Source organism: Streptomyces sp. NPDC015220 (assembly GCF_043079345.1).
In the GTDB taxonomy this organism is placed as follows: domain Bacteria; phylum Actinomycetota; class Actinomycetes; order Streptomycetales; family Streptomycetaceae; genus Streptomyces.
Window position 1 is genome coordinate 395,959 of sequence record NZ_JBIBUK010000003.1, and the last position, 17,558, is coordinate 413,516.

The 17,558-nt window shown below is 72.3% G+C and carries 17 protein-coding genes; 8 read left to right on the forward strand and 9 right to left on the reverse strand.

Going from position 1 to position 17,558, the window contains the following annotated elements; genetic code table 11:
* Nucleotides 1-226 precede the first annotated feature (226 nt).
* Entirely contained in the window at nt 227-568 is a 342-nt protein-coding gene (locus tag ACF061_RS10890; protein ID WP_392266504.1) for a WhiB family transcriptional regulator, read from the forward strand.
* A 136-nt stretch (nt 569-704) separates the two neighbouring features.
* On the opposite strand, the gene ACF061_RS10895 is transcribed toward ACF061_RS10890, so the two are convergent.
* Entirely contained in the window at nt 705-2,117 is a 1,413-nt protein-coding gene (locus ACF061_RS10895; RefSeq protein ID WP_392266505.1) for an ArsA family ATPase, read from the reverse strand.
* Nucleotides 2,114-3,091 (reverse strand): ArsA family ATPase, encoded by a 978-nt coding sequence (locus ACF061_RS10900; protein ID WP_392266506.1) that lies wholly within the window; start codon nt 3,089-3,091, stop codon nt 2,114-2,116. The genes ACF061_RS10895 and ACF061_RS10900 overlap by 4 nt, the downstream gene beginning before the upstream one ends.
* Before the next feature lie 247 nt (nt 3,092-3,338).
* Between ACF061_RS10900 and ACF061_RS10905 the strand changes: the two genes are divergently transcribed.
* The 4 genes from ACF061_RS10905 to ACF061_RS10920 all read left to right on the forward strand — a co-directional run bounded on the left by ACF061_RS10905 (nt 3,339) and on the right by ACF061_RS10920 (nt 6,237).
* Complete coding sequence (locus ACF061_RS10905; RefSeq protein ID WP_258777515.1) at nt 3,339-3,500, forward strand: DUF4177 domain-containing protein; 162 nt, start codon at nt 3,339-3,341, stop codon at nt 3,498-3,500.
* On the forward strand, nt 3,497-3,961 hold the full coding sequence (locus ACF061_RS10910) for a RidA family protein (RefSeq protein WP_392266507.1): 465 nt from the start codon (nt 3,497-3,499) through the stop codon (nt 3,959-3,961). The genes ACF061_RS10905 and ACF061_RS10910 overlap by 4 nt, the downstream gene beginning before the upstream one ends.
* 424 nt (nt 3,962-4,385) lie before the next feature.
* The gene (locus tag ACF061_RS10915; RefSeq protein ID WP_392266508.1) at nt 4,386-5,258 is read left to right on the forward strand and encodes an NUDIX hydrolase; all 873 of its coding nucleotides are present in this window, start codon (nt 4,386-4,388) and stop codon (nt 5,256-5,258) included.
* 148 nt (nt 5,259-5,406) lie between these two features.
* The gene (locus ACF061_RS10920) at nt 5,407-6,237 is read left to right on the forward strand and encodes an MBL fold metallo-hydrolase (protein ID WP_392266509.1); all 831 of its coding nucleotides are present in this window, start codon (nt 5,407-5,409) and stop codon (nt 6,235-6,237) included.
* A gap of 277 nt (nt 6,238-6,514) precedes the next feature.
* Here ACF061_RS10920 and ACF061_RS10925 read toward each other — a convergent pair whose 3' ends face one another.
* Together ACF061_RS10925 and ACF061_RS10930 are read right to left on the reverse strand one after the other, a co-directional pair.
* Complete coding sequence (locus ACF061_RS10925) at nt 6,515-7,345, reverse strand: nucleotidyltransferase domain-containing protein (RefSeq protein WP_392266510.1); 831 nt, start codon at nt 7,343-7,345, stop codon at nt 6,515-6,517.
* Nucleotides 7,342-8,016 carry a Crp/Fnr family transcriptional regulator gene (locus ACF061_RS10930; protein WP_009189818.1) on the reverse strand — a complete coding sequence of 225 codons (675 nt, stop codon included), beginning with the start codon at nt 8,014-8,016 and terminating at the stop codon, nt 7,342-7,344. The genes ACF061_RS10925 and ACF061_RS10930 overlap by 4 nt, the downstream gene beginning before the upstream one ends.
* Nucleotides 8,017-8,267: 251 nt before the next feature.
* Here ACF061_RS10930 and nth point away from each other — a divergent pair, with 251 nt between their 5' ends.
* The 3 genes from nth to ACF061_RS10945 all read left to right on the forward strand — a co-directional run bounded on the left by nth (nt 8,268) and on the right by ACF061_RS10945 (nt 11,358).
* Nucleotides 8,268-9,236: an endonuclease III gene (gene nth, locus ACF061_RS10935; RefSeq protein WP_392266511.1), complete on the forward strand. Its 969-nt coding sequence runs from the start codon at nt 8,268-8,270 to the stop codon at nt 9,234-9,236.
* Nucleotides 9,237-9,306: 70 nt separating this feature from the next.
* Entirely contained in the window at nt 9,307-10,032 is a 726-nt protein-coding gene (locus ACF061_RS10940) for an NUDIX hydrolase (protein ID WP_392266512.1), read from the forward strand.
* Nucleotides 10,033-10,158: 126 nt separating this feature from the next.
* On the forward strand, nt 10,159-11,358 hold the full coding sequence (locus ACF061_RS10945; RefSeq protein WP_392266513.1) for a MarP family serine protease: 1,200 nt from the start codon (nt 10,159-10,161) through the stop codon (nt 11,356-11,358).
* Between the two features lie 306 nt (nt 11,359-11,664).
* On the opposite strand, the gene ACF061_RS10950 is transcribed toward ACF061_RS10945, so the two are convergent.
* The 5 genes from ACF061_RS10950 to acs form a co-directional block, all read right to left on the reverse strand.
* Nucleotides 11,665-11,844, reverse strand: a complete 180-nt coding sequence (locus ACF061_RS10950) for a hypothetical protein (RefSeq protein ID WP_392266514.1) — start codon at nt 11,842-11,844, stop codon at nt 11,665-11,667.
* 127 nt (nt 11,845-11,971) lie between these two features.
* Entirely contained in the window at nt 11,972-12,922 is a 951-nt protein-coding gene (locus tag ACF061_RS10955; RefSeq protein ID WP_392266515.1) for an alpha/beta fold hydrolase, read from the reverse strand.
* Entirely contained in the window at nt 12,919-13,413 is a 495-nt protein-coding gene (locus ACF061_RS10960; RefSeq protein ID WP_392266516.1) for a phage holin family protein, read from the reverse strand. The genes ACF061_RS10955 and ACF061_RS10960 overlap by 4 nt, the downstream gene beginning before the upstream one ends.
* 134 nt (nt 13,414-13,547) lie before the next feature.
* Complete coding sequence (gene nhaA / locus ACF061_RS10965) at nt 13,548-14,987, reverse strand: Na+/H+ antiporter NhaA (protein ID WP_392266517.1); 1,440 nt, start codon at nt 14,985-14,987, stop codon at nt 13,548-13,550.
* 231 nt (nt 14,988-15,218) lie between these two features.
* Nucleotides 15,219-17,174: an acetate--CoA ligase gene (gene acs / locus ACF061_RS10970; protein ID WP_392266518.1), complete on the reverse strand. Its 1,956-nt coding sequence runs from the start codon at nt 17,172-17,174 to the stop codon at nt 15,219-15,221.
* Nucleotides 17,175-17,558: the final 384 nt, after the last annotated feature.

The following is a 17,558-nucleotide window of genomic DNA, read 5'->3' on the forward strand; positions in this document are numbered from 1 at the left end:
TTGTGGCGCAACTGAACCGTCCCGTTCTGCCGGTAATGCCGCACATGTCGTCCCCTCACTCCCCCGGGTGATCTGCCGCCAACCCATAGTCCGTTCGGACCATTCAAGATTGGGCCCGCTGGGGGTGTTGCGCTCTGTCCACCTTCCGTAACGTCCTCAACTGGCGGCGGTGCATATGCCGCTGCCGCCGTGGGGGAGCCTCGATTCGGGAGAGGACGGCGCCGGTATGGGCTGGGTAACCGACTGGAGTGCGCAGGCGGCCTGCCGCACTACCGATCCGGATGAACTGTTCGTTCAAGGAGCAGCGCAGAACAGGGCCAAGGCGGTGTGCACCGGATGCCCGGTACGCACCGAGTGCCTCGCCGACGCGCTCGACAACCGCGTCGAGTTCGGCGTGTGGGGAGGCATGACGGAGCGCGAGCGCCGCGCCCTGCTGCGCCGGCGGCCCACCGTCACCTCGTGGCGCCGGCTGCTGGAGACGGCACGCCTTGAGTACGAGCGCGGCACGGGCCTGGTCTCCCTCGAGGACGACCAGGTGTACGAGGAGGACTACGCGGCGGTGAGCTGAGGGCGCCCCGGGGAGGCGTCGACGGACGGCGTTCCCCTTGAGGTCGCGCCGTCGGGCGGTTTCCCCTGCGAGCAGTCGCCGGGCGGGTCCCTTCTGGGCGTCCGCACCGGGCGGCAGCCAGTGCCGGGCGTGCACGTCAGGCGCCTGGCTCCGGTGGATCCGACGGATCCGGCAGCTCGCGTCGGTTGTCCGCGAGCCGGTTGCCGATGTCCCGCAGCCCCGCGAGGTCGTGCACGTCGCCGGGCAGCGCCGCCACTTCGGCCACCGCCACCTCCGGGTGCCGGGCGGCGAAGCGGTCACGCGTGCGCTGCTCGCGGGAGAGCAGTCGCATGCGCTCGGCGTGCAGCCTCAGCAGGCCCGCGGTCACCTGGTCGACGGCGTCGTTCGGCTCGGCGGCGGGAGCGGAGGGGGAACCGGGAGAAGCCCCGGGCGAGGAACCGGACGGTGCGCCGGGGGTGGTACCGGGAGAGTCCTGGCTTTCTGAACTTCCGTACGTGTCGGGGGAGTTACGAAGTCCAGCCTTCCCGTCCCCCTGATCCACAATGCGGGAGTCGTCAAGATTTTCCGCCGCGGCGAGCGCCCGCTCGGCCGACAGGTGGCCGGCGCCGCTGCCGTGGACGCGGTTGAGCACCAGACCGGCCAGCGGCATGCTCTCCGCGGCCAGCCGCTCCACGAAGTACGCGGCCTCACGCAGCGCGTCCCGCTCCGGGGCCGCCACCACCAGGAACGCCGTCCCGGGCGCCTGGAGCAGCTTGTACGTGGCGTCGGCGCGGGTACGGAAGCCGCCGAAGGTGGTGTCCATCGCGGCCACGAACGTCTGCACGTCCTTGAGCAGCTGACCGCCCAGCAGCTTGCCGAGCGTGCCGGTCATCATCGACATCCCGACGTTCAGGAACTTCATCCCCGCGCGTCCGCCCAGCTTCGCCGGTGCGGTCAGCAGCCGGATCAGCCGGCCGTCGAGGAAGGAGCCGAGCCGCTTGGGCGCGTCCAGGAAGTCCAGGGCCGAGCGCGAGGGCGGGGTGTCGACGACGATGAGGTCCCACTCGTCCTTCGCCCGGAGCTGCCCCAGCTTCTCCATCGCCATGTACTCCTGCGTGCCCGCGAAGCCCGCCGAGAGCGACTGGTAGAAGGGGTTCGACAGGATCGCGGCCGCCCGCTCAGGATCCGCGTGCGCCTCGACGACCTCGTCGAAGGTGCGCTTCATGTCGAGCATCATGGCGTACAGCTCGCCGTCCTCCTCGGTGCCCTTCACCCGGCGGGGGACGTTGTCGAGCGAGTCGATGCCCATGGACTGGGCGAGGCGGCGAGCCGGGTCGATCGTCAGGACGACCACCTTGCGACCGCGCTCGGCGGCCCGCAGCCCGAGAGCCGCCGCCGTGGTCGTCTTGCCGACCCCGCCCGAGCCGCAGCACACCACGATCCGCGTCTTCGGGTCGTCGAGCAGCGGATCGACGTCGAGCACGCGCGTGTGCGCGAGACGGCGGGCGCCCTCCGGAGAGTGGCCCGAGGGTCGTTCGGTCTCCCGCGCGGTGGCCGGGTCCGGGCTCATGACATCCCCTGCTTCCGCAGCTCGGTCGCCAGTTCGTACAGGCCCGCCAGGTCCATGCCCTCGGCGAGCAGCGGCAGTTCGTGCAGCGGCAGGCCCAGCTCGCTGAGGGCGGAGCGCTGCTCCTGCTCCAGCGTGTACCGCTCGGCGTACTCCTCCGCCTGCGCCAGCAACGGGTCCACCAGCCGCTCGGCGCTCCCGCCGCGCCGCGCGCCGCCGAGCCCGGCGGAGGACAGCGACCGGGCGAGGTCGGCCCGCGGCACCGTGCGTACGAGTTCCAGGCCGGCCGCGTCCAACACCTCGGGCCGCACCATGTTCACGACGACGCGGCCCACCGGCAGCCGCGCGGCGCGCAGTTCGGCGATGCCGTCCACGGTCTCCTGGACGGGCATCTCCTCCAGCAGCGTCACCAGGTGCACGGCCGTCTCGGGCGACTTCAGCACGCGCATGACCGCCTGCGCCTGATTGTGTATCGGGCCGATCTTGGCGAGCCCGGCCACCTCGTCGTTGACGTTGAGGAAGCGGGTGATGCGGCCGGTCGGGGGCGCGTCCATCACGACGTAGTCGTAGACGAACCGTCCGCCCCGGTCCTTGCGGCGCACCGCCTCGCACGCCTTGCCGGTCAGCAGGACGTCCCTGACGCCCGGTGCGATGGTGGTGGCGAAGTCGATGGCGCCGAGCTTCTTCAGGGCCCGGCCGGCGCCGCCCAGTTTGTAGAACATCTGGAGGTAGTCCAGCAGCGCCAGTTCGGGGTCTATGGCGAGGGCGTACACCTCCCCGCCCCCGGGTGCGACGGCGATCTTCCGTTCCTCATACGGCAGCGCCTCCGTTTCGAAGACCTGTGCGATGCCCTGCCGGCCCTCGACCTCGACGAGGAGCGTCCGCTTCCCCTTCTCGGCCAGGGCCAGCGCGAGGGCGGCGGCGACCGTCGTCTTTCCGGTCCCGCCCTTGCCGCTGACGACCTGGAGCCTGCTCACGTCTTCGAGCCTAACCATTCGGCGCTCGGGTCACGCGGGAGGCTGTGGACAACCGTGGTCGTGGTGGGCCCCGGGAGCGCCGTCGCGGCGGGGCACGGGGCCGTTGCGCGGCAGGCCGGGTTCCCACGGCCGCGACGGGCGGAGGGCCGCTTCCGCGGTGGGCGCGAGGCCGCTTCCCGGGCGGTCGGTGCACCGCCGTCGTGGTGGGCCGGGTGCCGGGCCGGGGACAGCGGATACAGTCGGCCGCATGACCAAGAAGTGGGAATACGCGACCGTGCCGCTGCTCGTCCACGCCACGAAGCAGATCCTGGACACCTGGGGCGAGGACGGCTGGGAGCTCGTCCAGGTCGTGCCCGGCCCGAACCCCGAGCAGCTGGTGGCCTACCTGAAGCGGGAGAAGCAGGCATGAGCGCGGTCGAGGCGAAGCTGGCCGAGCTCGGCCTGACCCTGCCGGAGGTCGTGCCGCCGCTGGCCGCCTACCAGCCGGCGGTGCAGTCCGGCCCGTACGTCTACACCGCCGGCCAGCTCCCGATGGTGGACGGCAAGCTGCCGGTCACCGGCAAGGTGGGCCTGGAGGTCACCCCGGAGGAGGCCAAGGAGCTGGCCCGCACCTGCGCGCTGAACGCCCTGGCGGCCGTCAAGTCCGTCACGGGTGACCTGGACCGTATCGCCCGCGTGGTGAAGGTCGTCGGCTTCGTCGCCTCGGCCGCGGACTTCACGGGCCAGCCGGGGGTCGTCAACGGCGCCAGCGAGCTGCTGGGCGAGGTCCTGGGCGACAAGGGCGTGCACGCGCGCAGCGCGGTCGGCGTGGCGGTGCTGCCGCTGGACGCGCCGGTCGAGGTGGAGATCCAGGTCGAGCTGGTCCAGTAGGGCGGGCACGTGGGGCGGGCTCGCAAGCGGCGGCGCGAGGGGGCGCGTCTGCGGCGCGTGACGGGGCGTACGACGGGCGCGCGGCCGGATGTGCCGTGCGGTGCGGCGGACGGCGTCGGCAGCCCCGTCGGAGCGCCCCCGGCTGGCTCCCGGTCTCCCCGACGGGATCCACCGGCGGACCTCCGGCGGGACCCACTGGTGGAAACCCACCGCCGGGATTCACCGCCGGGATTCACCGCCGGGATCCACCGTCGGAACCGGCGGGACCACCCGGCTCCGGGGGCGAGGTCCCGTGGGCGGGCCCGGTGCCCCTGCGCGGGCCGTCGTGATCGAGGGTGCTCGGCCGCCGGCCGGGCCGTCACCGCGGGCCCCTTGCCCTCGGGCGCCTCTCGAACATTCGCGCGCCACGGGATAGCCTCCGGCCATGGCGAATGGGCAGTGGTTCCCCCCGGACTGGCCGGACCGCATCCGCGGGCTCGCGGACGGCACCCTCACCCCGGTCACGCCGAAGCGCGCGGCCACCGTCATGCTCCTGAGGGACACCGGGACCGGCCCCGCCGTGCACATGCTGCGCAGACGCGCCTCCATGGCCTTCGCCGGGGGCGCGTACGCGTACCCGGGCGGTGGCGTCGACCCGCGTGACGACGACCACCGGGTCCGCTGGGCCGGCCCATCGCGCGCGTGGTGGGCCGATCGGCTCGGGCTGGACGAGAAGGCGGCCCAGGCGATCGTCTGCGCGGCCGTCCGGGAGACCTACGAGGAGGCGGGCGTCCTGCTCGCCGGGCCCGGCCCGGACTCGGTCGTCGGCGACACCACGGGCGCGGACTGGGAGGCCGACCGCGCCGCCCTGGTCGCCCGTGAGCTGTCCTTCGCCGAGTTCCTCGACCGGCGAGGTCTGGTCCTGCGCTCGGACCTGCTGGGGGCCTGGACACGGTGGATCACCCCCGAGTTCGAGCCCCGCCGCTACGACACCTGGTTCTTCGTGGCCGCCCTCCCCGAGGGCCAGCGCACCCGGAACGCCTCCACGGAGGCCGACCGCACGGTGTGGATCCGCCCCCAGGACGCGGCGGCGGCGTACGACCGGGGCGAGCTGCTGATGATGCCGCCCACCATCGCCACCCTGCGCCAGCTCGTCCCCTACGGCAGTCCCGCCGAGGCCCTCGCGGCGGCGCCCGGCCGTGACCTGACCCCCGTGCTCGCGCGGGCCCGCCTGGTCGACGGCGGCGTCGTCCTGTCGTGGCCGGGGCACGAGGAGTTCACCAAGCACGTCCCGGCCGGAGGCCCGGCCACCCCATGACACGGTCCCGCACCGGCCGACCCGGTCTCCGCACGGTACGGCCCCGCACCCGTCCCCCCGGTCACCGCGCGACCGGGCCGCGCACCCGCCCGCACCGCCGCCGGACCGGCGCGGCCCGCCCGAACCACGTCCAGGAAGGTCCCCCCGCATGACGGACGCAGCAGCGCTCCCCGGGCAGCCCCGGGGCGGAGTCCTCTCCGGACCCGCCACCGAGCGGGCCGTCAACGTGCTCGCGCCCAACGCCTCGGCCATGACCCTGGACGGCACCAACACCTGGATCGTCTCCGAACCCGACTCCGAGCTGGCGATCGTGATCGATCCCGGGCCGCTGGACGAGGGCCACCTGGGCGGCGTGACAGACACCGCGGAGCGGGCCGGCAAGCGCGTCGCGCTGACCCTGCTGACCCACGGCCACCCCGACCACGCGGAGGGCGCCGCCCGCTTCGCCGAGCTGACTCGCACGCGTGTGCGAGCACTCGACCCGGCCCTGCGGCTGGGCGAGGAGGGCCTGGCCGCGGGGGACGTGATCGAGGTGGGCGGCCTGGAGCTGAGGGTTGTGCCGACCCCCGGACACACCGCGGACTCCCTGTGCTTCCACCTCCCGGCCGACCGGGCGGTCCTCACCGGCGACACGGTCCTGGGCCGCGGTACGACCGTCGTGGCGCACCCCGACGGCCGTCTGGGCGACTACCTGGACTCGCTGCGGCGGCTGAGGTCCCTCACGGTCGACGACGGCGTCCACACGGTCCTGCCGGGCCACGGGCCCGTCCTGGAGGACGCCCAGGGCGCCGTCGAGTTCTACCTCGCCCATCGCGCCCACCGGCTCGCGCAGATCGAGACGGCCGTCGAGAACGGCTACCGCACCCCCGCCGACGTCGTCGCCCACGTGTACGCCGACGTGGACCGCTCCCTGTGGCCGGCGGCGGAACTGTCGGTCCGGGCGCAACTGGAGTACCTGGAGGAGCACGGGCTCATCTGAGGCCCGCGCGGCGGCCGGTCCTCGGGAAACCCGCTCGGCCCGCCCGCGGGTCGGCCCCGGGCCCGTCGTCACGTCCGGTCGTCGGCCGGAGGGCGGCCCGCGGCGTCCGGCGCGTGCTCCGGGACCCCCGCTCGAAGAGCTCGGGGCAAGTGCCCGGCGGAAGCCCTCGGGGTGGTCGTACCCGGGCTCTCGCCCGGTGCGGCGGGCGGGGCCCCCGCGCGCAGATCTCGGGGAACGCGCCGGGCGTCGCGGGGCGGACGGAACGGGGCGGCAGGCCTCAGCCCGCCGTCTCCGGCCTCGGCGCCTTGACGCCGTGCACGCGCGCGTACTCCCCGGCCAGCCAGGGACCGAGGTCGTCGACGTAGGAGCGCAGCACCGCCGGGTCGCCGACCGGGTCGTGGCCGTACGCTGCCGCCGCCGCCAGTTGCGCGGCCCGTTCCGGGTAGTACGCGCCGAAGGCGCCGGCCATCTCGGCGAGGTCGCTGGTCCAGCCCCGCCAGCGGGCCATCACGAGCGTGAACCCGGTGCGCACGAGGTGCCGGGACATGAACCGCACCAGGGGCCTGCGGGCCTCCTCGGTGTCCTCGGCGGCCGAGATCCGCTCCCGCCACCGGGGCAGGAACAGGGCCAGGTCCCCGTTGGTCTCGCGGGCCAGGAGCGGGTCGTCGGGGCGGTAGCGGGGCAGGCGGGCGGCGAGGTCCTCGCCGAGCAGGGGCGTGCACAGACAGGCGACGAACCAGCCCAGGTCGTAGCGCTCGAGGTCGCTCAGCAGCCGTTCCCGGCCGAAGAGCAGCGTGCCGACCCCGTCGATCTGCGCGAACTCCTGATCGAGTGCGTCGCCGAGCGCGCGGGCGGCCTGCCGGTCGGCGTCCGTCGGCTCGTCGCGGAGCGCGACCAGCAGGTCCAGGTCGCTGCGTCCCGGCCGGGCGGTACCGCGGGGGATCGATCCGTAGAGGTACGCGCTGTCCAGCCGGGTTCCGTAGACCTCCGGCAGCCGCTCGCGGGCGGCGGCGACGACCGTCCGGAAGGCGTCCGGCACGCGCGCCAGGGACCCTTCGCGCGCGATGTGTCCTTCCGGAGTGAGGCCCTTGCCCGGGGCGGGCGTCAACGCGACCTCTTGGCCAGCCGTTCGACGTCGAGCAGGATGACCGCGCGGGCCTCCAGACGGAGCCAGCCGCGCTGGGCGAAGTCGGCCAGGGCCTTGTTGACCGTCTCGCGGGACGCGCCGACCAGCTGGGCCAGCTCCTCCTGCGTCAGGTCGTGCACGACGTGGATGCCCTCCTCGGACTGCACGCCGAAGCGGCGGGAGAGGTCCAGCAGGGCGCGGGCGACCCGGCCCGGCACGTCGGAGAAGACCAGGTCGGACATCTGGTCGTTGGTCTTGCGCAGGCGGCGGGCGACGGCGCGCAGCAGGGCGCCGGCCACCTCGGGCCGTACGTTCAGCCAGGGCTGGAGATCGCCGTGGCCGAGGGCCAGCAGCTTGACCTCGGTCAGCGCGGTCGCCGTGGCGGTGCGCGGGCCCGGGTCGAAGAGCGACAGCTCGCCGATGAGTTCGCCGGGGCCGACGACGGCCAGCATGTTCTCGCGGCCGTCGGGGGACGTGCGGTGCAGCTTGACCTTGCCCTCGGTCACCACGTAGAGCCGGTCGCCCGGGTCGCCCTCGTGGAACAGCGAGTCGCCGCGTGCGAGGGTCACCTCCGTCATGGAGGCGCGAAGCTCCGCGGCCTGCTCGTCGTCGAGCGCCGCGAAGAGCGGATTGCGCCGCAGAACGTCGTCCACGAGTTCTCTCCTTGTCGACCTGCTCAGGGGATCGTGCGTCCCCGTGTGCCAGGGGTCCGTGTTCCCCATTTTGCCGGACGGTCCAAACAGTGTGATCTGTCACAAGGATGCCGCACAGGTGTCCCGGGGTACGCGGCAGGGGTCCGATCGGACGCCGATCTTCGGGGCCCGGAGCGGATCCCGGTGCCGGGCCTTAGGCTGGCCGGGTGTCCAAATCGCCGGTGAGAGCACAGGCCGAGGGGGCTGGACGAGTGGTCGTACGTCAGAATTCCGCTCAGGGCGAACAGCCGCCCGAAGGCAGCGAGGAAGCGGCGAAAGGGAAGAAGACGGCAAAGGTCGCGAAGGTCAAGAAGACGGCGAAAAAGGTGACCGCCGCGCCGCGGAAGGCCACCGCCGCCGTGCGGAAGGCCCCGCCCGCGCAGACCGTGGCCCCGAAGCCGCCCCGGGACGAGTCGCGCACCGCCCTCGTCCGCCGCGCCCGGCGGATCAACCGCGAGCTCGCCGAGGTGTATCCGTACGCCCACCCCGAACTGGACTTCGAGAACCCCTTCCAGCTGCTGGTCGCCACGGTCCTGTCCGCCCAGACCACGGACCTGAGGGTGAACCAGACGACCCCGGGCCTGTTCGCCAGGTACCCCACCCCGGAGGACCTCGCCGCGGCCGACCCGGAGCAGGTCGAGGAGATCCTGCGGCCCACGGGTTTCTTCCGGGCCAAGACCAAGTCGGTCATGGGCCTGTCCAAGGCGCTGGTGGAGCAGTTCGACGGAGAGGTCCCGGGCCGGCTGGAGGACCTGGTCAAGCTGCCCGGCGTCGGCCGCAAGACCGCCTTCGTGGTCCTCGGCAACGCCTTCGGCCGCCCCGGCATCACCGTGGACACGCACTTCCAGCGGCTGGTGCGGCGCTGGCAGTGGACCGACGCGACCGACCCGGACAAGATCGAGGCCGCCGTCGGCGCGCTCTTCCCCAAGAGCGACTGGACCATGTTGTCGCACCATGTGATCTTCCATGGCCGACGCATCTGCCACGCCCGCAAGCCCGCCTGCGGCGCCTGCCCGATCGCCCCGCTGTGCCCGGCTTACGGCGAGGGCGAGACCGATCCGGAGAAGGCGAAGAAGCTGCTGAAGTACGAGAAGGGCGGCTTCCCCGGGCAGCGTCTCAATCCCCCGCAGTCCTACCTGGACGCGGGCGGCAAACCGGCCCCGCCCCTGGGGGCCGGGTGACGGTAACGGAACGATCCCGGCGGCGCCGGGCGTTGGAGACGGCAGGACGACGACGGGGACGGGGGCGGCGATGACGCGGGCGAGTGAGGCGGCGAGCGGCACGCAGAGCGGTTCGGTGGCGCCGGTCGGTTCGGTGGCGCTCACCAGGGAAGGGCTGCCGCGGTGGCTGGAGCCGGTCGTGCGCGTCGTCGAGACGGTCAGGCCCGGCCAGCTGAGCCGCTTCCTGCCGCCGGAGAACGGCACCGGACGCCAGTCCGCCGTGCTCGTCCTCTTCGGCGAGGGCCGGCACGGGCCCGAGCTGCTGCTCATGGAGCGGGCGAGCTCGCTGCGCTCGCACGCCGGACAGCCGTCCTTCCCCGGCGGGGCGCTCGACCCGGAGGACGGCGACCCGCAGGGCGAGGGACCCCTGCGGGCCGCGCTGCGCGAGGCCGAGGAGGAGACCGGGCTCGACCCGGAAGGCGTCCAGCTGTTCGGCGTGCTGCCCCGGCTCTACATCCCGGTCAGCGGCTTCGTCGTCACGCCCGTGCTCGGCTGGTGGCGCGCGCCCAGTCCGGTGGGCGTGGTCGACCCGGCGGAGACCGCCCGCGTCTTCACGGTTCCCGTGGCGGATCTCACCAATCCCGACAACCGCGCCACGGCAGTTCACCCCCGGGGGCACCAAGGCCCGGCATTCCTGGTCGAATCGGCTCTCGTGTGGGGCTTCACCGCCGGGATCATCGACCGTCTGCTGCACTACGCGGGCTGGGAGTTGCCCTGGGACCGGGACAAGCGGGTCCCGCTCGACTGGCGGTCATGACAGGGTGGCTCCGTGCCGTTCCGGCCGGAGGCACCGCGGACACCGTGCCTCCCGCCACCGCCGCTGCGCGGTGCGCCGGGCCCCCGGCCGAAGTGACCGGAAGACGATGAGGCGAGGCTCGACACGGTGAACGTGCTGGACATCCTGCTGCTGGTCACCGCCGTGTGGTTCGCGGTCGTCGGTTATCGCCAGGGATTCGTCGTCGGCATCCTGTCGGTCGTCGGCTTCCTGGGCGGCGGAGTCGTCGCGCTCTACGTGCTGCCGCTCGTCTGGGACGCCCTGACGGACAACACGCCGGTCAGCACCAGCGCGGCCGTCGTCGCGGTCATCGTCGTCATCGTCTGCGCCTCGATCGGCCAGGCCCTGACCACCCACCTCGGCAACAAGCTGCGCGTGCACATCACCTGGTCCCCGGCCCGGGCCCTGGACGCGACCGGCGGCGCCCTGGTCAACGTCGCCGCGCTGCTGCTCGTCGCCTGGGTGATCGGATCGCTCCTCGGCGGCACGACGATACCGACCGTCGGCAAGGAGGTACGCAACTCCAAGGTGCTGATCGGGGTATCCGGCGTCATGCCCGCACAGGCCAACACCTGGTTCTCGGACTTCACCTCCGTCCTCGCGCAGAACGGCTTCCCGCAGGTCTTCAGCCCGTTCGCCGACGAGCCCATCACCGACGTACGGCCCCCGGACCCGGCCCTGCGCGACAGCGCCGTCGCCGAACGCGCCAAGCGGTCCGTCGTCAAGGTCGTGGGCACCGCGCGCAGCTGCGGAAAGGTCCTGGAGGGCAGCGGCTTCGTCTTCGGCGACCGCCGTGTCATGACCAACGCGCACGTCGTCGGCGGTGTCGAGGAACCCACCGTCCAGATAGGCGGCGTGGGCAGGAAGTACGACGCCAGGGTCGTCCTCTACGACTGGCATCGCGACATCGCCGTGCTCGACGTCCCGAACCTGAAGGCTCCCGCCCTGAAGTTCACCGACGACGCCGCGCACAGCGGTGACAGCGCGATCGTCGCCGGCTTCCCGCAGAACGGGTCCTACGACGTCCGGGCCGCTCGGGTGCGCGGACGGATCAAGGCCAGTGGCCCGGACATCTACCACCGCGGCACCGTCCGCCGTGACGTCTACTCGCTCTACGCGACCGTCCGCCAGGGCAACTCCGGCGGACCGCTGCTCACCACCGACGGCAGGGTGTACGGCGTGGTGTTCGCCAAGTCCCTGGACGACGCCGACACCGGTTACGCGCTCACGGCCGACGAGATCGAGCAGGACATCGTCAGGGGGCGCACCGCCAACCAGCAGGTGGACAGCGACAGCTGCGCCATGTAGGCCCCGCTGTCAGGCGCCGGCCGATCTTCGGCGGGCATGCCGATGCTGGTGCCGGGTCGGCCCTCCGGCACTGGCGGGGCCTGTGCCGGTGCCCGCCGGGCCTGGGCTGGTCCGGTGCCGGCCCTAGGCGGGTCATGCACCGGTATCCGGTCGGCCGCGGGCAGGTCCTGTACCGGCGTCCGGTCGGCCCTGGCAGGTCCTGTGCCGGTGTCCGCTCGGTGTCCGTCCGGTCGTCGGCCGGTGCTCGGCCGCTTCCCGGTCCCGTCGGGCGGGCCCGTGCGGGTCAGCCGCGCGAGGCCGTGCGGGTCAGCCGCGCGGGTGACGCAGACGTACCGAGACCCAGCGGGCCCGGCGGCGCAGGATGCGCGGAATGCCCACCCGGGGGTCCGTGTCCGTCAGTTGCGGGACATCCCCATGAGGGGAGCCCGGACCGCTCGTCGAACGGCGGGTGCGTGCTACGTCGCTGTAGTCGTGCGTCCAGCCCATACCGGGACGTCTGCCCCCGCTCCAAGGTCGATAACCGCCCGCGGGCAACCCAATTGGCTTATGCGCCGGGCAAGTGGCCGTTCGCAGGACAGTTGTTCGTGTCCGGATACCGAGCGCATCGGTGGCGTCACCGATCGGGTTCGGGGTCCTTCAGCCAGTTGACCAGTTCGGTGGAGAAGGCGACCGGGTCCTCTTCGTGCGGGAAGTGGCCCAGGCCGTCGAAGAGGCGCCAGCGGTACGGGGCCTCCACGTACTCGCCGGAGCCGGCCGCGCTGCGAGTGCGCTGGACCGGGTCGAGGGAGCCGTGCAGATGCAGCGTCGGCACGCGCACCGGGCGCTTCATCCGGCGGTAGAACTGGATGCCGTCCGGGCGGGCCAGCGAGCGCACCAGCCAGCGGTAGGGCTCGATGGAGCAGTGCGCCGTCGAGGGGATGCACATGGCCCGGCGGTACGTCTCCACCGCCTCGTCGTCCGGCAACCGTGGTCCCGACCAGTCCCGGATGAGACGGGCCACCAGCGCACCGTCGTCGGCGGTGAGCCGGCGCTCGGGGAGCCAGGGCTGCTGGAACCCCCAGATGTGGGAGCTGGCCGCCGACTGCCTCATGTCCGCGAGCATCGCCGAACGCCAGCGCCGCGGGTGCGGCATGGATGCCACCGCCAGCCGCCGGACGATCTTCGGGCGCATCGCGGCCGCCGTCCAGGCGAGGTAGCCGCCCAGGTCGTGGCCGACGAGCGCGGCGTCCGGCTCGCCGAGGGAGCGGATCACACCGGTGATGTCGAGGGCGAGGCCCGCCGGGTCGTACCCCCGGGGTGTGCGGTCGCTGCCGCCCACCCCCCGCAGGTCCATCGCCACGGCCCGGAAACCGGCGTCGGCGAGCGCCACCAACTGGTGCCGCCACGTCCACCAGAACTGCGGGAAGCCGTGCACCAGCAGGACCAGTGGCCCGTCGCCGAGCTCGGCGATGTGGAAGCGGGCGCCGTTGGCGGCGACGTCCCGGTGCGTCACCTTCCGGTCGCCGAGGAGGTCGATCCGTACGACCGAGGTCGATTGCGCCGAAGGGGTGGCGGGGTCCGTCATGAGGACGAGCGTGCCACAGCCTCGATCGCCTGGGGTGTCCGGTCCTCCAGGGCAGCGGTCTCCGGCCGGGGGTGCGGCTTGGCCAACTGGAGCACGCCGGCCGTCTGCTTCATCGAGGCGGCGACCTTCTGCGGGCCCTTGCCCTTCTTCGCCTTCTTGGCGAAGACCAGGCCGATCAGCCCGAGGAAGCCCGCGACCAGGACGTTGGCCGCGAAGGACAGCAGGAAGCAGACCGCGAGGTTCCAGCCGCTCCAGGTGCGAATGCCGTAGGCGAGGGCGAAGTTGAGCATCGGCAGCGAGAACAGCAGCACCGCGCCGGCCACCGAGAACGCCCCACCGCTCACCGCCCCCCGTTTGACGTCCTGCTTCAGCTGGGCCTTGGCCAGTGCGATCTCGTCATGCACCAGCGCCGACATTTCGGTCGTCGCCGAGGCGAACAGTTGGCCGATGCTGCGTTCGGCGCCGACCGGGCTGCCGTCGGGTGCGCTCATCGCGGTCTCCCTCTTCTGCCTGACATTGCGTGTCGCTCGGGTCCGGCGCCGCCCGGCTCCGGCCGCCGTTCGCCGCCGTCGCCTGGTTTCCGCCCGACCGGTGACGGTGCCGACTTTTGTACCGTCCCGTCAGATCATGCCGGACTGTCGTTCTCCTCGCCTGCCCCGCCCGGCACTTCGGCAAGCCGCCCGGCCCGCTCGGCGGCCTTCCGCTCGGCGATCCGGCGGTGTTCGGCGGCCTTGCGTTCGAGGATGTCCGCCATACGGAGGTGGTAGGCGGGGTCGTCCTGTTCGTACACGTCCGGGATGCCGTCCAGGTCCTCGTCCCGCTCCTCGGCCTCGCACAGCCTGCGGTACCGGGCGTTGCGTATCTTCAGCAGGACCGTCGCGAGTGCCGCCGCGACGACAGAACCGATGAGGACGGCGGCCTTGGCCTCGTCCGTCAGCACCGGGTCGCCGGCGAAGGCCAGCTCACCGATGAGCAGCGAGACGGTGAAGCCGATCCCCGCGAGCGTGGCCAGGGCGAAAACGTCCGCCCAGGCCAGGTCTTCGCTGAGCGAAGCCCTGGTGAACCGGGCGGTGAGCCAGGTTCCGCCGAAGATGCCGATCGTCTTGCCGACGACCAGACCGAGCACGACACCGAGCGTCTCCGGCCTGCCGAACACATCCGCCAGCGCCCCGCCGGAGAGGGAAACCCCGGCGCTGAACAGCGCGAACAGCGGTACCGCCAGGCCGGCCGAGAGCGGGCGCACGAGGTGCTCGATGTGCTCGCCGGGGGAGCGTCGCTCGCCCTCGCGAGCGGTGCAGCGCAGCATCAGGCCCATCGCGACGCCCGCGATGGTGGCGTGCACGCCGCTGTTGTACATCAGCCCCCAGATGACCAGGCCGAGCGGCACGTACACGTACCAGCCGCGCACGCCCTTGCGCAGCAGCAGCCAGAAGACGAGCAGGCCGGCGAGCGCCCCGCCGAGCGCGGCGAAGTTCAGGCGGTCGGTGAAGAAGACCGCGATGATCAGGATGGCGAAGAGGTCGTCGACGACGGCGAGGGTGAGCAGGAAGGCGCGCAGGGCGCTGGGCAGCGAGGTGCCGATGACCGCGAGCACGGCGAGGGCGAAGGCGATGTCGGTCGCGGTGGGCACGGCCCAGCCACCGAGCGAGCCGCCGCCGATGAGATTGGTCAGGGAGTAGACGGCCGCGGGCGCAGCCATGCCGCACAGCGCGGCGATCACCGGCAGGACCGCGGCTCTGGGGTCTTTCAGATCGCCCGCGACCAGTTCGCGCTTGAGCTCGATCCCGGCGACGAAGAAGAAGATCGCCAGCAGGCCGTCGGCGGCCCAGTGCTCGACGGAGAGGTCGAGGCCGAGGACGGCGGGGCCGAAGCGGAAGTGGCCCACGCTCTCGTAGCTCGCGTGCAGGGCCGGGATGTTCGCCCAGACCAGCGCGGCGACCGCGGCGAGGAGCAGCAGAACGCCGCCGACGGTCTCGGTGCGCAACGCGTCCGCGATGAAGTTCCGCTCGGGCAGGGACAGGCGTCCGAGGGCTTTGCGGGCGATGGTGGGGCGGGGCGCGGTCACGAGAACCTCCGGTGGGCAGGGCGGGACACATGCCGACCAGACTTCCCGGCGCACCTGAGGATCGTGGTTGCTGTTTGTGGTTGCTGTTGTTTTGCTTAGTTTACCTAAAGTGCGACGGGGTCGCAGCGCGGGCGGGGGAAGGGGCACCCGGCGCATATGCGCCGGGTGCCCCTCCGGGCCGCCCTCAGTCCGCCGGACCCCGGTGGCCCGGCGGACTGGCGGCCCCGGGGGTCAGTCCTCGCTGGGCGCGGCCGGGAGCTTGGCCTGGATGAGGTCCATGACCGCGGAGTCCGTGAGCGTCGTGACGTCTCCGAGCTGGCGGTTCTCCGCCACGTCGCGCAGCAGGCGCCGCATGATCTTGCCGGACCGGGTCTTCGGCAGCTCCGCCACCGGCAGGATCCGCTTCGGCTTGGCGATTGGGCCGAGCGTGCTGCCGACGTGGTTGCGCAGCTCGTTCACCAGGTCGTCGGTCTCCGCGGCCGTACCGCGCAGGATCACGAAGGCGACGATCGCCTGCCCGGTCGTCTCGTCCGCCGCGCCGACCACGGCCGCCTCGGCGACCGAGGGGTGGGAGACGAGGGCGGACTCGACCTCGGTGGTGGAGATGTTGTGGCCGGACACCAGCATCACGTCGTCGACGCGGCCGAGCAGCCAGATGTCGCCGTCGTCGTCCTTCTTGGCCCCGTCACCGGCGAAGTAGCGGCCTTCGAAGCGGGACCAGTAGGTGTCGATGAACCGCTGGTCGTCGCCCCAGATGGTGCGCAGCATCGACGGCCACGGCTCGGTGAGCACCAGGTAGCCACCGCCGCCGTTGGGCACCTCGTTCGCCTCGTCGTCGACGACGGTGGCGCTGATGCCGGGCAGCGGACGCTGCGCGGAACCGGGCTTGGCTTCGGTCACGCCCGGCAGCGGGGAGATCATGATGCCGCCGGTCTCCGTCTGCCACCAGGTGTCGACGACCGGGGTCCGGTCCGCGCCGATGTTCTTGCGGTACCAGATCCAGGCCTCCGGGTTGATCGGCTCGCCGACCGAGCCGAGCACGCGCAGGGAGGACAGGTCGAACTTGGCGGGGATGTCGTCGCCCCACTTCATGAACGTGCGGATCGCCGTCGGCGCCGTGTACAGGATGCTGACCTTGTACTTCTGCACGATCTCCCAGAACCGGCCCTGGTGCGGGGTGTCGGGCGTGCCCTCGTACATCACCTGCGTCCCGCCGTTGGCCAGCGGCCCGTACACGATGTACGAGTGACCGGTGACCCAGCCGACGTCGGCGGTGCACCAGTACACGTCCGTCTCGGGCTTCAGATCGAAGACGGCCGAGTGCGTGTACGCCACCTGCGTGAGGTAGCCGCCGGAGGTGTGCAGGATGCCCTTCGGCTTACCCGTGGTGCCCGAGGTGTAGAGGATGAACAGCGGGTGCTCCGCCTCGAACGCCTCCGGGGTGTGCTCCGCGGACTGCCGGCCCACGACCTCGTGCCACCACAGGTCACGGCTGTCGTCCCAGGCGACGTCCTGGCCGGTGCGGCGGACCACGAGCACGTTGTGCACGTCCGCCACGCGGCCGACCGCCTCGTCGACCGCGGGCTTGAGCGCGGACGGCTTGCCGCGCCGGTAGCCGCCGTCGGCCGTGATCACGACCTTGGCGTCCGCGTCCTGGATGCGGGTGGCCAGCGCGTCCGAGGAGAACCCGCCGAAGACGACGGAGTGCGCGGCGCCGATCCGGGCGCAGGCCAGCATCGCGACCGCGGTCTCCGGGATCATCGGCATGTAGACGGCGACCCGGTCGCCCTTCCGGACGCCCAGTTCGAGCAGCGCGTTCGCGGCCCTGGACACCTCGTCCTTGAGCTCGGCGTAGGTGATGGCGCGGCTGTCGCCGGGTTCGCCCTCGAAGTGGATCGCGACGCGGTCGCCGTGTCCGGCCTCGACATGCCGGTCCACGCAGTTGTACGCCACGTTGAGTGTGCCGTCCTTGAACCACTTGGCGAACGGCGGGTTCGACCAGTCGAGCGTCTCGGCCGGCTCCTTGGCCCAGGTCAGCCGGCGGGCCTGCTCGGCCCAGAAGCCGAGCCTGTCAGCCTTGGCCTGTTCGTACGCCTCTGCCGTGACGTTGGCGTTCGCGGCCAGGTCAGCGGGCGGCGCGAAGCGTCGCTCCTCCTTCAAGAGGTTGGCCAGGCTTTCGTTGCTCACGACATCTCCCTTTCCCAGGGTGTCCGTTGTGTCCCAGGCCACAGCTCATCAGAACCGGGGGCCCGATGACAAGGGTCGTCGGGAAATTGGTTTAGACCTGTTGTGGAGTGTTCGCACAGCTCCGGTGGTGTGTGGCGGGTGTCATCCCTTGCCACGGATGGCGGGTCGCCCGGGTTCAGCATGGCCTCACAAGCGGGGTCGGCCGTACTCACCACGCGCGTGTCGCGCGGTGGGAGGGGGTGAGGTGCGCCACGGACCCCTGGCGCCCGGGAGCCGCCGGGAAAGCGACCGGGGCGAGAGCGTGCTCGAACTTGTGCCGGGCATGCTCCGGACTTCCGTGTGGCGGGCCCTGGGTGCTCCTGCCGGGCGGATACGCCTTGGCGC

Excerpts from the sequence above, each read along its gene's own strand:
- ACF061_RS10890 (WP_392266504.1), top strand. The coding sequence starts at position 227 with ATGGGCTGGGTAACCGACTGGAGTGCGCAGGCGGCCTGCCGCACTACC.
- ACF061_RS10895 (WP_392266505.1), bottom strand. The coding sequence starts at position 2,117 with ATGAGCCCGGACCCGGCCACCGCGCGGGAGACCGAACGACCCTCGGGC.
- ACF061_RS10905 (WP_258777515.1), top strand. The coding sequence starts at position 3,339 with ATGACCAAGAAGTGGGAATACGCGACCGTGCCGCTGCTCGTCCACGCC.
- ACF061_RS10910 (WP_392266507.1), top strand. The coding sequence starts at position 3,497 with ATGAGCGCGGTCGAGGCGAAGCTGGCCGAGCTCGGCCTGACCCTGCCG.
- ACF061_RS10915 (WP_392266508.1), top strand. The coding sequence starts at position 4,386 with ATGGCGAATGGGCAGTGGTTCCCCCCGGACTGGCCGGACCGCATCCGC.
- ACF061_RS10920 (WP_392266509.1), top strand. The coding sequence starts at position 5,407 with ATGACGGACGCAGCAGCGCTCCCCGGGCAGCCCCGGGGCGGAGTCCTC.
- ACF061_RS10940 (WP_392266512.1), top strand. The coding sequence starts at position 9,307 with ATGACGCGGGCGAGTGAGGCGGCGAGCGGCACGCAGAGCGGTTCGGTG.
- ACF061_RS10950 (WP_392266514.1), bottom strand. The coding sequence starts at position 11,844 with ATGGGCTGGACGCACGACTACAGCGACGTAGCACGCACCCGCCGTTCG.
- ACF061_RS10955 (WP_392266515.1), bottom strand. The coding sequence starts at position 12,922 with ATGACGGACCCCGCCACCCCTTCGGCGCAATCGACCTCGGTCGTACGG.
- ACF061_RS10960 (WP_392266516.1), bottom strand. The coding sequence starts at position 13,413 with ATGAGCGCACCCGACGGCAGCCCGGTCGGCGCCGAACGCAGCATCGGC.